Source organism: Rhizocola hellebori (assembly GCF_016862955.1).
GTDB classification, from domain to species: domain Bacteria; phylum Actinomycetota; class Actinomycetes; order Mycobacteriales; family Micromonosporaceae; genus Rhizocola; species Rhizocola hellebori.
In genome coordinates this window covers 102,139-115,714 of record NZ_BONY01000023.1, presented here as the reverse complement: position 1 = coordinate 115,714, position 13,576 = coordinate 102,139, and the positions used below count along the sequence as shown (strand labels likewise).

At 65.0% G+C, this 13,576-nt stretch carries 11 protein-coding genes; 5 read left to right on the top strand and 6 right to left on the bottom strand.

Going from position 1 to position 13,576, the window contains the following annotated elements; translation table 11 throughout:
* Positions 1-7 precede the first annotated feature (7 nt).
* A complete protein-coding gene (locus Rhe02_RS20370) occupies positions 8-367 on the bottom strand; it encodes a YraN family protein (protein WP_203909864.1) in 360 nt (119 codons plus the stop codon).
* A 349-nt stretch (positions 368-716) separates the two neighbouring features.
* On the opposite strand from Rhe02_RS20370, the gene Rhe02_RS20365 reads away from it, so the two are divergent.
* Entirely contained in the window at positions 717-1,634 is a 918-nt protein-coding gene (locus Rhe02_RS20365) for an alpha/beta fold hydrolase (protein ID WP_239123937.1), read from the top strand.
* Between the two features lie 15 nt (positions 1,635-1,649).
* Here the strand turns inward: Rhe02_RS20365 and fxsT are convergent, their stop codons facing one another.
* The 4 genes from fxsT to Rhe02_RS20345 are packed head-to-tail and all read right to left on the bottom strand — an operon-like array spanning position 1,650 to position 9,713.
* Entirely contained in the window at positions 1,650-5,537 is a 3,888-nt protein-coding gene (fxsT, locus tag Rhe02_RS20360) for an FxSxx-COOH system tetratricopeptide repeat protein (RefSeq protein WP_203909863.1), read from the bottom strand.
* Positions 5,530-6,714, bottom strand: coding sequence for a TIR-like protein FxsC (locus tag Rhe02_RS20355; protein WP_203909862.1), 1,185 nt, complete (start codon positions 6,712-6,714; stop codon positions 5,530-5,532). The genes fxsT and Rhe02_RS20355 overlap by 8 nt, the downstream gene beginning before the upstream one ends.
* Positions 6,711-7,373, bottom strand: coding sequence for a TIR-like protein FxsC (locus tag Rhe02_RS20350; protein WP_203909861.1), 663 nt, complete (start codon positions 7,371-7,373; stop codon positions 6,711-6,713). The genes Rhe02_RS20355 and Rhe02_RS20350 overlap by 4 nt, the downstream gene beginning before the upstream one ends.
* 57 nt (positions 7,374-7,430) lie before the next feature.
* Positions 7,431-9,713, bottom strand: coding sequence for an FxsB family cyclophane-forming radical SAM/SPASM peptide maturase (locus Rhe02_RS20345; RefSeq protein ID WP_203909860.1), 2,283 nt, complete (start codon positions 9,711-9,713; stop codon positions 7,431-7,433).
* 366 nt (positions 9,714-10,079) lie between these two features.
* Between Rhe02_RS20345 and Rhe02_RS20340 the strand changes: the two genes are divergently transcribed.
* The gene (locus Rhe02_RS20340) at positions 10,080-10,556 is read left to right on the top strand and encodes an HIT family protein (RefSeq protein WP_203909859.1); all 477 of its coding nucleotides are present in this window, start codon (positions 10,080-10,082) and stop codon (positions 10,554-10,556) included.
* On the opposite strand, the gene Rhe02_RS20335 is transcribed toward Rhe02_RS20340, so the two are convergent.
* Positions 10,548-10,961: a hypothetical protein gene (locus Rhe02_RS20335; RefSeq protein ID WP_203909858.1), complete on the bottom strand. Its 414-nt coding sequence runs from the start codon at positions 10,959-10,961 to the stop codon at positions 10,548-10,550. The two genes, Rhe02_RS20340 and Rhe02_RS20335, sit on opposite strands and share 9 nt — an antisense overlap.
* Positions 10,962-11,065: 104 nt before the next feature.
* Here Rhe02_RS20335 and Rhe02_RS20330 point away from each other — a divergent pair, with 104 nt between their 5' ends.
* The 3 genes from Rhe02_RS20330 to tsf all read left to right on the top strand — a co-directional run bounded on the left by Rhe02_RS20330 (position 11,066) and on the right by tsf (position 13,539).
* Positions 11,066-11,626 carry a hypothetical protein gene (locus Rhe02_RS20330; RefSeq protein ID WP_203909857.1) on the top strand — a complete coding sequence of 187 codons (561 nt, stop codon included), beginning with the start codon at positions 11,066-11,068 and terminating at the stop codon, positions 11,624-11,626.
* Positions 11,627-11,862: 236 nt separating this feature from the next.
* Entirely contained in the window at positions 11,863-12,690 is an 828-nt protein-coding gene (rpsB, locus tag Rhe02_RS20325) for a 30S ribosomal protein S2 (protein WP_203909856.1), read from the top strand.
* A 21-nt stretch (positions 12,691-12,711) separates the two neighbouring features.
* Complete coding sequence (tsf, locus tag Rhe02_RS20320) at positions 12,712-13,539, top strand: translation elongation factor Ts (RefSeq protein ID WP_203909855.1); 828 nt, start codon at positions 12,712-12,714, stop codon at positions 13,537-13,539.
* Positions 13,540-13,576 lie beyond the last annotated feature (37 nt).

Here is a 13,576-nt window from a genome sequence, read left to right as displayed (position 1 = left end):
GGCGACCTCAGAACGCGTCGCGCAGGTGGTCGACCTGTGGTGCCTGCCCGCCGCTGATCAGCACGCTCACCACGTCGAAACGGATCTGCCGGGGCCGGATGCCGCTCAGCGCCAGCCATTGCAAGGCGAGACTGCGCAGCCTTATCGACTTCTGGGCGGTCACCGCCTCGGCGGCTTCGCCGAAAGCCTTGCCCCGCCTGGTCTTCACCTCACAGAAGACCAGGGAGTCGCCTTCCTTGGCGATGATGTCGATCTCACCGGCCGCGGTGCGCCAATTGCGGTCAAGCAGCACCAAGCCTTGGCTGACCAAATAGGACGCGGCGACCTTCTCGCCCCACTGGCCCAATGCCTGCCGGGTCTTCGTCATGGGCACCACCCTCGCGATGAGCAAACGGGCGGGCAACGAGAGCGGGATTCGCCATGTGGATAAACAACGGAATGGGGAAAGCCGACCAACCATCGAGTTGATCTGTTATAGGGCACAAATCGACACGCTTGGTGCCGCTGTCACATATCATCGCTTATCAATTGAGTAACAATTGAAGCCACTGCAGCGTTATCCACTATTGGGCACGCAATGGGCCGTTTTCCCGACTCTGGCGGCGCTCCGGCCGACGGCACTATACTCTGGTCCCTAACACAACACTATTTTGCGGTGGCCAACACCACTGGCGAAATTTGCAAGGGTCTACAACCGACCTGCGGGAGGCCGTCCAGTGTCCAAGGAACTGGAGACCGTGCACAGCCTCAAGACATCAGACGATCGAGTCTTGACCTACACGGTCACCGGCGACCCGCACGGCATGCCAGTCTTCCTGCTTCACGGAACGCCAGGAAGCCGCCGCGGCCCAAAGCCACGATCAAGTGTGTTGTACCGCCAGGGTGTGCGGCTCATCTGCTATGACCGCCCCGGCTACGGCGGATCAACCAGACACCAGAACAGGCAAGTGGCCGACGCCGCTGCCGATGTCAAGACCGTTGCCGATGAGCTGCAAATCAAGCGGTTCGCTGTGGTCGGAAGATCGGGTGGGGCGCCGCATGCCCTCGCCTGTGCCGCGTTGCTGCCTGACGAGGTGATGCGCACGGTGGCTCTGGTCAGTGTCGCGCCGGCCAATGCGCCCGGCCTTGATTGGTACGAAGGGATGGCTCCGGACAATGTGGAGGAATACTCCGCAATCGATGCCGACACCGCGAGACTCACGGAACGACTGAGAGCGCGCGCCCATCGCACGAGCCAAGACCCGGAAGCGTTGATAGAAATCTTGTTGAGCCAAATGACCGGTCCTGATCTGCATGTGGTCCGTGACTACGCCATAAGACGTCTGCTCGCCAGCACCTATGCCGAGGGCTTGCGGGAGGGGCCGTTCGGCTGGGTGGATGACGTGCTGGCGTTGCGCTCCGATTGGGGCTTTCAGGTTGAGGAGATCAAAGGCCCGGTCCTGCTCTGGCACGGGGCGGAGGACAACTTCTCACCAGTGAGCCACACCCGATGGCTCGCCGCCAAGATTCCCGACGCGGAGCTGGAGATTCAAACCGACACCGCCCACTTCGGCGCCGTCGAGATCCTGCCGCGCATGCTGGGCTGGCTCACCGCCTGGCACAGCGAGATGAGCGCGGCGGGCTCGGCCTACTAGCCGAGCCGGTGGCCCCTAGAACGGGTGGGGCTCCACGATCCGGTGTAAGAGCTTCCCTTCCACCAATGCCTCCACGGCCGGGTGGCTCCTCCCCAGCCGCATGACGAGCCGCTCAAGTGCCTTGTCGGCCATCGCGTCCGACCCGTTGATCCCCAGCTTCCCGCCGAGCATGGCGAGGTTGGCATCGCATCGCACGGTGTCCGGATGATCGGGACCGAGCACCTTCGCCAACTGCGTAGCCGCTTCCTGGATCGGTTGATAGGCCGCCTCGACGTCACCCTCCTCCGCGGTGCAGACAGCCAAATTGACCCGGGCGGCCAGGGTATAGGGATGATCGTCGCTCAGCACCCTGGCGAGGTGGTCGGAAGCGGTTCTGGCCAGCTGCCGGGCAAGCTGCGCATCGGGCGGTGTGCCAGCGCGCGCCGCAGCCGCCAAATTGCTTACGCAGAGCAGGGTGTGCGGATGATCGGCACCCAGGCTCTCCTCGTAGGCCCGCCGGACCTCCTCCAGCTCACCGGTGGCGAGCTCAATCCTGTTGAGGGCCAGCAGGTTTACCGCCCGGCTCAGGCGGCAGGCCAGCGTGTCCGGTCCCAGCGGACCGAGCGTCTCGTTCAGCCGCTCGTAAGCGTTCTCCAGCAGGGTCGCCGCCTCGGCGGCCTGCCCGGCGCTGCGCAATGAGGTCGCCAGATTCGCCTGTGCGTTCAGGGTTATCCGGAAGTCGGGACCCCATTGCTGCAAAAGCGTCTCCGACACCGAGCGCAGCTGGGCTACCGATCGGTCGTATTCGCCGGCTTCCCGGATATCGCGGCCGAGGTTGGAGGCGGAGCCGAGCGTGTGTGGATGGTTTTCGCCGAGCACGACCCTGCGGCGAGCCAGGGCAAACTGGTCCCCGGCCAGGGCCGGGCGGAACTGACCCATGTGGCGGTGGGCGGCGGCGAGGTTGTTCAAGGCCATCAGGGTCCGCGGATGATCTTCGCCGTAGAACTCGGCCCAGGTCGCGTGCGTCTGCTGGTCAAGCTTGAGCGCCTCGGCGTAACGACCCAGCGCCCGCAGGTCTGCGGCGAGTCCGCCCGCAGTCATGAGGGTGTGCGGATGGTTGCTCCCGAGCAATGCGGTCTGGTCCGTCAGCACCTCCTCGTTGAGGGCGCGGCTTTCCTCGAACTTGGCCTCATCGCGAATGATGTTGGCGAGGTTGAAGCGCATATGCAGCAACTGACGACGGACGTCATCGCGCCGTTTCCCGTCGAGCCCGGCCTTGAGGAAGCCTCCCCATACCGTGTTCATTCGCTCAGCCAGCCGCCGGCCACCGGGAAGATCACCGCGCTGGGCGAGGTACCGGAGCCGGTCGATAAGCAGCTGGCGCACACCTTCGTCGGTGCAGCTCACCGCATCCGACGCCTCGAGGTGCGGCCAGAGCATGCGGAAGCGGGGCCAGGAACGAGGATCGTCCACATCGCTACTGGGACGGGAAGCGGCAAGGACGACGTGTACCTCGTGGCGTGCCTCGTCCAGCTCGTCCTGTGTCATGCGTGAGCGCACCACATGCTGGAGCACCCGGTGCACCTGGATCTGGCTGCGCTGCCCATCGAGCCGCAGCAGCGCCAGCCGGTTGATCTGCTGGACCAGACTGCCTCGCACGATGCGTTCGGACACCGAGGAGTCGAACTTGGTGAGGGCCAGAGCCATCTCGTCGCTGTAGACGAGTTCCAGATCGATCTCCGGCGCGAGCACCGAACAAAGCTGCAACAGGCGGTAGGCCGCTTCCGACCGCTGCTTCAAGCGTTGCAATGCCAACACGAAGGTCTGGTCGACCGAGTCATCGTTCGGGCCGTGTTGTTCCAGCTGCTGAATGTAGGAGGAAACCTCTGTCCCGGTGTCGGCGAGCCAGGCGCCCGCGGCGTTGACCGCGATAGGCAGGTCGCCCAGCATTTCGGCGATCCGGTTCGCCTCGTCCGGCCTGATCGTCGGCACCCGCCGGGTCAGGTGGGCGGTGCTTTCCGCGCGCTGGAAGACGTCGAGCTGGATCGGCCGGGCCCGATCGCCCCAAGCCTGGTCCCGCGAGGTGATCAGCACGTGGCCGCGCCCCTTGGGAAGAAAATCGCCCACCTTGTCGAGCTCCTCGGCGTTGTCGAAAATGAGGAGCCAGCGCCGGTGTGGGTCGCCTCGTTCCAGCATCTGGATGGTAGCCCGAGCGGTCTCGAGAACCGTTGGCTGCGAAGGGATTTTGAGCCGGACCCCGAGGTCGGCGATGAGGGTGTCGATAAAGTTGGCGGGGTCCGCGCTGATCCACCAGACCACGTCGTAGGCGGCGCGGAACCTGTGCGCGTACTCGATGGCCAATTGGGTTTTGCCGATTCCGCCCATGCCTTGCAGGGCGACCGGCAATGTGCCAGGCAGCACCGCCACGGTGGCATTTCCGCCGGTACGAAGCTGGGCCCGCAGATTGAGAAGCTCATCCTCGCGTCCGGTGAACCGGGCGTTGCGCGCCGGCGCCCCGAAGATGTCTGGCTCCTGGCCCGGGAAACGAGCGCTGTAGCTGCGCTGGTTGACGTCGACCTCCACGTCGGAGACGCCTATCAGCTTGAGGATCCGCTCAGCGGCGGCCTCGGCGGACAGCCCCGACACGTAGGCGGAAGCGGCGGCGGCGAACCCCGGCAGCATCACCGCGTCGGTCACGTAGACGACCAGCGGCGAATCGGTGACGGCTCGCTCGGGCGGGGTCTCCCGCACGCTGGCGCTTGTCGCCGAGACGATCCGCAGATAGCGGGAGGGGGTGAGGTCGGCGTCGGCTCCGGCCGGCACCTCGTGGTACGGATCCCTGACCCGCACCCCGGCCGTGCGCAGGAGCTCGCTGATCCACTCTGCCCACACCTGGTCTTCGGGCGCGTACCGCAGCACGATTTGTTCATCCGCGGCCGTCAGGTGACGCGTGAAGCGCGCGACAGTGCGCGTCCGGACAGTCTTGTCCATCGGTGGAAGCGAGGTGACTTCGCCGTTGGTGATGTGACGGGTCAGCATCTCGTAGGCGTACAGCAGCGTTCTCGGGGAACCGGGCTGGTCGCTGAACGTGGCCAGGGTCTCTTCGTAGGAGTAGAAGGATTGGTAGGGCACGGCGACGGCCGCCCAGTAGGCGGCGCGTTCCTCGTCGGTCATGTCGGAAGGGAAGCCGGCGAAGCGTTGCATCGCCACGGCCTTGCTGACTTCCGCCTTCTGTTTTTCGGCGTCGTCCACCCGCATCGGTACCGGCAAGATCCGGATCTTGCGAGCACCGTATTTGTCCCGGACGGACTTTGCCGCCTGCGCCCCGCCGAGAATGCCTTGCTCGCTATAGGTGAAGCAGTCGACCAGAACGTCAGGCAGATGGACCGTACAGACCTCCGCGACGTCGCTGAATCCGGTGCGGCTGTCAATGAGGGTGTAGTCATATTCGTGCTTCATGTTCGCGCGCAACGCATCCAGTAGCTGGCCGCCGCCGAGCTGCTCGTGGAAGGTGTCCCAGTCCATGCCGCTGAGACCGGTGGCGTAGTCGAGGTTCTGGTGACCGGCGCCCAGGAAGTCGATGGTGCCGCCGTCCGGGAATCTCCAGTTCAGCGAGAAGGCGTGCCGTTTGACCTTGGCGTACTCGGTGTGCCAGCCCTCCGGCTGCTCAACGTTTTTGGTGGTCGCCCATTCGTATTTGCGGACGAGATCGATCACTCCGCCCGCGCTGTCGAGCAGGCGCAGGTCGATGAAGGGGCGGAAGAATCGGTGGAGGCCTGGCGCTTCCAGGTCCCAGTCCGAAACCAGAACCCGTTTCCCGTTGGCAGCCAATATCCAGGCGACGTTCGCCAGGGCCATAGTGCGCCCCGTGCCGCCCTTGTACGAATAGAAGGTGATGATCTGCCCGCGGCGATTCTCACTCATCGGTTTCCTTCTCCCCTGGAGAGAGCTTCGTTCCGGCGGGACTAGTCAACCGGCCGGTGCGCAGGTATCGGCGTCTGGTGTCGCTCACCAAGGTCGGCATGAGACTGACGAACTGATCGACACTCCAGGCGAACTCCCACTCGATTCCAAACTCGTGGAGCATACCTTCGACCCGCTTGCTCAACTCCTCGGCGCGCGACGCTTCCTGGGAGTCCACCACCAAGAGTGGCTTTACCCATTGGGGCAGCTGCGCCAGCACCGAGAGCAAGGTGGCCTCACCGGTTTCGGTCTCCAGAATCCAGGGATCGATAAGCAACACGCCGGGCCAGTTCGACCCGAGCTCGCCGATCTCCGAGGTGTCAATGGTGCGAGTGGGCAACCCGAGGCGCTCGGCCACGGTGGCGGCGTAGACGGCGATCGGCTGGGCCTGCGCGGGCCCGAACGGGCGCCACCTGGTGCTGCTGTCGCCGTAGGACTCCGCGGTCGCGCCCGGCGGACAGTTCGCGGTTGTCGGCGCCACCACCGCGATCACGTAGGGGTTGGTGGCTTGCGGCCTTATCTCCGGGATCTCGCTTACCGCCGGCGCTTTCGAGTACCCCAGCGGAAACCGGTGGGCCAGCTCCACCACCCGCTCGGCGAGCCGGTGGACGACGGCAAGATACTGCTCCTGGTAGAAGGAGAGCATCCGCAGGGCGCGCAGCCCGTCCTCTGCGTAGTCCGAGATCCCTTCACCGATCTCCAGTGCCTCGGTGACCTCCGCTGAGGTCTCCGAGGGCGGCAGCGGAATCCACAGCACGGGCAGGATGTGCCGGCTGGGATCCGAAGCCTCGGCCGCGTTGGCCAGCCGCCGCCGGAAGGACTCCCGCTCCCGCAGCGACCATTGCTTGTCCAGGTAATGGGGTGAATAGAGCGGGATGAAGACCTCCGCCGCGCTGAGCGCCTCCGCTTGCGCCGCAGCCCAGTCCGAGCCGGCCGGGGCCAGCCCGTCGTAGAACCCGACCTGCGCTTTTGACGGAAGCGCAGCCAGCCGTCGCACTTCGGCCGAGAGATCCTGGTACAGCATGCGGACCCAGTGATCGATGTCGGTCTTGACCGAAGTGGACGTGGGAGCCGAGCGTGCGTAGCTCAAGTAGAAATACAGCGGCTCGCGGGCCGCGTTGATCTCTGCTGCGATCATCCCGGCTCCTTGAAGAAGTGCCGATTCAAGCCGTCTATGCTGTCCGGAACTTTGGGCAGGACCTCGTACTTGGCCTGCAGGACTTGGATGTGCTTGGCGAGCTTCCAGACGAGGGCCGGGTAGGCGCCCGGGTCGGTGTTGAGGATCCCGTAGAGGCCTTCCCGCTCATACATGGGACTGATATTCGAATCATGCAGATCCCGAGGGGAGAACAGGGTGACCTCATCGATCATCTTCGGGAGTTCCTCCAGGATGGGCACCCAGAGCACCGGCACGATCATGGTCTCGCTGGCCGGTTTCCCGTCGGAACGCCGAACCACCTCGCGCGCGGAGAAGATGTCCCACTCCATGGCACACCATTCGCTGCGCAGGTAGGGCGGGGAGAGCAGACATATCAGCACCTGGCACGACCCCGCATTGGTGCGCAGCTCGCGTTCCCAAAGCGCGCCTCCGGTCATGGTCATATCCATGAATCCCGGGTCACAGCCGGCGGACAGGGGCACCAGCTGATTGACATGCTGGGTCAGGTCCCGGAACAAGCGCTGCACGTGGGCGTTGGTCTCGTGGGGTGGCAACACCGGAGAGTTGGCCGGTTTTGAGCGGGCATAGCTCACGAAGAAAACCGGCGCGCCGGACTCCTCAAGCTTCTCGTCGCTCACGTAGCGCACTCCTGAACCGCACGTGTGGTTGTTGATTCATCAGCGTAGGTCGCCACGTCAACACTTGACCATCGGCCACTGGGCGATCACCTCGCCCATCCGAGTGACAAAGCGTTGGCCTATCTGGGTGAGTGCGCCGCTGGCGGTGAGGGTATCGATCGCTCCGGTCGTCCAATCGCGATAGATATTGAAATACGAGACTGCCTCCGGATCGGGTGCGGCAATGGCTCGGGCTCGCCAGATGTCGGCCACGCCCAGGTGTGCATAGATGCCTTGCAATACACCTTCGGCCGGCCGGGGATCCTTTCGCCAGCCAACCGCCAGGCGTTTCGGGTACCCAGGATCAAGAAGATCAAAAAGATCAAGCGTGGCGCCCATTTTGCTGTGCTGGAACTCGTGGACAAGGACCACGGCCAGGTCCCGTGGGCCGACCGAGGTGGTGCCGAGCGCGCCAAAGGCATGCCGGGAAGTGGCGGCCCGGTTGACGCCTTCCTGGCTGTCGACCAGGGGCGTGATGGCCGCGAGCCCGATTCGCATGCCCGGGACCTGTTCAGGCACGTGACGCCGGATGTCTTGCCAGGCGCCCATGGCCGAATCGGTCCACAGCTTCGCCGCCGCTTCGGTCAGCCGCGGCCCCGGCGTCCACTCGTGACAGTCGCGGTAGGGATCGCTGTCCTCGACCACCAGGCGCAGCCCGTCGAAGTCCACGCGCCAGGCCGGCTCCCAGATCTCGGTGGGCACGTCGGTGGCGATGGCGAGCAGCGACCTTCCAGATCGGACGGTGAATCCGCCCGCCAGCACAGACAACACGGCGTCGCCAGAAGCGGGCGTCACTGTCCGGACCGTGCCGAGAGTGGGCAGGTGGATGGCGCCGTCGTGGACCGGAACCGTGACCTGCACGGCGACATTGCCGTGGATCGCGGCGGCCGCCACCAGGCAGGCGAGGCGGTCGCGATCGGCACCCTCGTTCTCGAGGCAATGCACGGCCCAGGCCCGGACGTAGGGGTGGGTCAGAACGGTCTTCACCGCTTGTGGCGCTTCATGTTCCAGCCGCCCCAGCAACTTCCACGCCTCCGCGGCGGACCCCGTCGCGTCGGCGGCGACCGCGACCAGCAACGCGCGGACGAAGGCCAACTGGGTGTCGGCCAGGTATTGCACGGCTTCGGCGTCGCCGTAGCCGGTCGCCATCCGGTCCAGTAGATCCGCGGGCATCGAGTCGGCCGCCTCCGACCCGGCTGTGGCTTGCGCCGGCGAACCCTTTCCGACGATAGTGATCAGGCCTTTGAGGTCGGCGCAGTAGACCGAGGGGTTGTCGAACTTCGACTCGGACCGGTACCGGTGGGCGTAAAGACCTCCGCCGCACTGAGCGACCACCGGACAGGCCTGGCAGGTGTCGCACAGCGCGGCCAGGCCACCGAAACGGGCCACTATCGCCGGATGAAGCGCGGCCTGCGCTGCGGTATGGGTGAAGATGTCGTACCCCGTTTCAGGCGCGCCATGGTAGGCCGTCTTCATGGAATCGGCCTGTTCCCAAGCCCCGTCGGTCTCGATGACGATCACGTCCGCCGCGTCGAGCCCGAGCGCCTCGCTGCCGCTTGCCCCACCGCGGGCCAGCGACTGAAGCGAATCGAACATCCGGATCGGGACAGGTTTGCCGTCCTGCACCCAGCGCCGGTAGATGGTGCCCAGCCAGGTGGCGTAGGGGGTGGGGTCGTCGTCCGGCCGCGGTGGTGGCCGCTCCCAGGTGGCGTGCGGGAGCAGGAGATCTATCCGGGGCGGCCGCTGCGCGATCAGCGCCTCGTAAACCTCGATCGGATCGTTCGCGATGTCGATCGTGCAGAGCAGGCCGGCGAAACTTGCGCGATACTCGGGACGGCGCAACAGTTGCAGAGCCGCGAGCACCGGGCCGTAACTGCTGGCGCCGTTGGGAAAGCGGCGGTGACGATCATTGGCCATCCGGCCGCCGTCGAGTGAGATGCCCACTTTCACACCGTGCATGGCGAACAGATCGCACAGCTCTTCGTTGAGCAGGACGCCATTGGACTGCATTCTCAAGTCAAGCTCTGCCACCGGTTCGATGGTGGCCCGAAGCTCTCCGATCGCGGATCCGAGCGCGGCGAGCCCCATCAGCAAAGGCTCTCCGCCATGCAGGACAACATGCACGGTGGACAGCCCTGAGGCGGCTGCGTGTTCGGCGATGCGGGCAGCGGCTTGCGCAATCACCGCTGGCGTCATCACCCGTGGCCGCTCACGCCAGCTCTGGTCCTCGTGCTCGTAGACGTAACAGTGATCGCACGCAAGATCGCAGCGGCTGTGCACCTTGAGGACGAACTGCGACATAGCGGGGGAGCGTGACTTTAGCAAGGCATCGCCAGTTGACACGGTGTGGTCAGATCATAGATTGGAACGCCGATAGCGTGTCGAGCCTGTCCCTGTCCCCGCCGAGGATTCGGCTGACCAGTGTGGTCACCTGGGGGGTTTTTATGCTGTCCATCGGTGTCTGCTGGATTTCCCGCAGCGAGTCACGCATTTGACGGGTCGCGTCAATAGTTGGTCCATCCACGACTGCTCCCAGGAGTGCTGTTGCACGGGCCGACTTGCCTTCGGTGGGTACAGTTCAATACCCCCCACCCAGCATGTTAAAGAGGATAGAGAAGTTTCGACGTGTTGTCATCGCCTGCATCGGCGGCCACCGTGCCAAGAACGGTGACCAAGCAGCCGATAAGAATTGCCGGGAGTGGTCGCGCCGTGGACGAAGATAACGAGTGTCAGTTCTGTGCCATAGGAAGAGGGACCGGGTCGGCGAAGATAGTCTGGTCCGACGAGCATTCGGTGGCTTTTCTTCCGCTCAACCCTGCGGCGAAGGGGCACACCCTTGTGGTACCAAAGGCTCACGTGAAAGACATTTGGTCACTGGACGATCAGCTAGCCGCTCGTCTGGCCCATTCTGTGCTCACCGTGGCGCGCGGGGTGCGGGAGGCCCTCCAGCCCGATGGGCTCAATGTCATCAACTCGGCGGGAAAGGCTGCGTCGCAAACGGTTTGGCACCTGCACATGCATGTGGTGCCGCGCTGGCACGATGACGCGATCGGCAACATCTGGCCGGAAAACCCTGCGGATAAAGGCGAATCGGAAGATGTTGTGGCCCATCTGGTGCGGGCGGCGTTGTCGGGATCATCTTGAGAAGACGACGAACAAAATGGCCCCAGATATCATCATGAAGCCGTAGAAGGGCGCCAGCGTGCGTGAGAAGGCCGCCGCGCGGAGTGTCTCCATTTCTTGATAGCGGCTCGTGTCCATGGAGAAAACCTCGACCGTGCCGTCAAACCGGCGCGCATCCTCATAGAGGCGGCGAAACAACCGCTCTTGGCGGAGAAAGTAGGAATCCAGGAACCAGAACGCCACCGCGGGCAACAGCCCGACCATGCTGATGTGCCAACTCAGCGAGTTCGCCGCGAAGCCGTAGATGGCGCCGGTGACCGTCAGGCCCCAGCCCTTCATGAAGAACGATCCACTGGACAGCCGCGCGATCACCGCTTGGATGAACTCCAGATGTTTGACCCGGTCATCGACGAAGTACTCCACCACGGATCTACTTTACGGTGGGTGGCAAGACATTCCCATGTACGAGTTTCACGATCATCAGGGCCCCCACTTGCGGTATCCGGCGTCGTCACCTATGGTCGGCGGCCGTGGACCGACGTGACGAGAACGCGAACTGGCAGGAGACCGGCGGTCGGGGCGAGCGATGGTTCGAGGGCGGTGGAGATCGCCGTCGTCCGGTGAGCGGCGTGCCCGCTGGACCGCCTCCGATGCGCGGCCCGATGGGCGATCCGCTCCGTGATCCGATCCCGCCGGGTTTCCCCGCCCCGCACGAGCCCAGCCCGGTGCTGCGGGAGGCGACCAGCGCGGTGGACTCGGCCGCGGTGCGCCGCTCGATAGCGGAGACGGACGGGCTCTACCGGAGTAAGAAGCCGATCTTCCTGGCGCTCTACCTCGCGCTTGGCGCGCTTGGTGAGCTGCTGATGATCAGGCCGTTCCTTTCCGGGGCGTTCGAAATCAGCGCGGCGGCCGTGCTCGGCCCGCTGCTGGCCATGATCGCCTTCCCGCTGCTCGCGATCGGGCTCTACGGGCTTTCCACGGGCGCGGCGACGGCGGTCCAGTTCCAGGGCCCCCGGGTGTGGCTGCGCACGCCCCTGGTGTACATCCCGATAGCGCTGGGCCTGCTGATCGCGGCCGGAACCGCGGCTTAAGGCCCGTTTTACTGGTGTCGCCGGTCACGGCGTACACTTGTCTATCGGCGACCGCGCTTGCGGTCGACTTCGCGCGTCCTCCCCGACCCCCCAGCGGTCGGGGCGACGGCCTCCCTGGTCTCGTTCTGCGAGTTCACACCGGCCGGCGACCGGGCGCCAGGCGGTAGCCATCCGGCTGCCGGCACTAACCAGGGAAAGCGTGAGTCTGCGCTCACGCCGGAAGGATTGGCCTCACCATGGCTGTTGTCAGCATCCGCCAGCTGCTGGAAAGTGGCGTCCACTTCGGACACCAGACCCGCCGGTGGAACCCCAAGATGAAGCGCTTTATCTTCACCGAGCGCAACGGCATCTACATCATCGATCTTCGCCAGACCCTCGACTACATCGAGAAGGCTTACAGCTTCGTTCGCAACACGGTTGCCGACGGCGGCAGCATTCTTTTCGTGGGTACCAAGAAGCAGGCTCAGGAAGCCGTGGCCGAGCAGGCAGCCCGCGTGGGCATGCCCTACGTCAACCACCGCTGGCTGGGCGGCATGCTCACCAACTTCCAGACGGTTTACAAGCGCCTTCAGCGGATGAAGGAGCTGGAGGCGATGGACCTGTCCGGCGCCACGGCGACCCACACCAAGAAGGAAGCGCTCGTGCTCTCGCGCGAGAAGGAGAAGCTTTCCAAGACCCTCGGTGGTCTGCGTGACATGTCGCGCACCCCGGCCGCGGTCTGGATCGTGGACACCAAGAAGGAGCACATCGCCGTCGACGAGGCCCGCAAGCTGGGCATCCCGGTGATCGCGATCCTCGACACGAACTGCGACCCGGACGAGGTCGACTTCCCGATCCCGGGTAACGACGACGCGATCCGCTCCGCCGAGCTGCTCACCAAGGTCATCGCCTCGGCCGTGGCCGACGGCCTGATCGCCCGCTCGGGCAAGGCCGCCCGTGGTGGCGACGTGAAGCCGGAGCCGGGCACCGTGGCCGCAGACGAGCCGCTGGCCGAGTGGGAGCAGGAGCTGCTCGCGCCCGCCGGGACAGCGCCCGCCGCCACCGAGACCACTCCGGCCGAATAAAACGGACAAGAGGATACCAACATGGCTAACTTCACCGCAGCCGATGTCAAGCGGCTCCGTGACCTGACCGCCGCCGGAATGATGGACTGTAAGAAGGCGCTGGAGGAGTCCGACGGCGACTTCGACAAGGCGGTCGAGTTCCTGCGCATCAAGGGCGCCAAGGACGTGGGCAAGCGCGCCGGCCGCGCCACCGCCAACGGCCTGGTGGCCCACTCCGGCAACGCGCTTCTCGAGCTCAACTGCGAGACCGACTTCGTCGCCAAGAACGATGCCTTCATCGCGCTGGCCGACCGTCTGGTCAAGCACGTCGCGTCGGCCAAGCCGGCCGATCTCGAGGCGCTGCTCGCCTCGTCGCTCGATGGCACGACCGTGGCCGACCTGATCCAGGAGCAGTCGGCCAAGATCGGCGAGAAGCTCGTGATCAACCGCTTCGCCGTGCTTGATGGTCAGCTCGCGGTCTACATGCACCGCAAGAGCCCCGACCTGCCGGCGCAGGTGGGTGTCGCAGTCGCGTACACCGGCAAGTCCGATGAAGCCGGCGAGGCCGACGCCCGCGGGGTGGCGATGCAGATCGCCGCGATGCGCCCGAAGTACCTTGTGCGCGAAGACGTTCCGGCCGAGGTCGTCGAGTCTGAGCGGCGCATCGCCGAGCAGACCGCGATCGAGGAGGGCAAGCCCGCCGCGGCCATGCCGAAGATCATCGAAGGCCGGGTGAACTCCTTCTTCAAGGACTTCGTCCTGCTGGAGCAGGCTTCGGTGGCGGACCAGAAGAAGAGCGTGAAGCAGGTTCTCACCGAGGCTGGCATCGAGGTCGTCAAGTTCGTCCGGTTTGAGGTCGGCCAGGCCTGAGTCCTGTCGATTACCGGGGAGGTCGTGCTCGCACGGC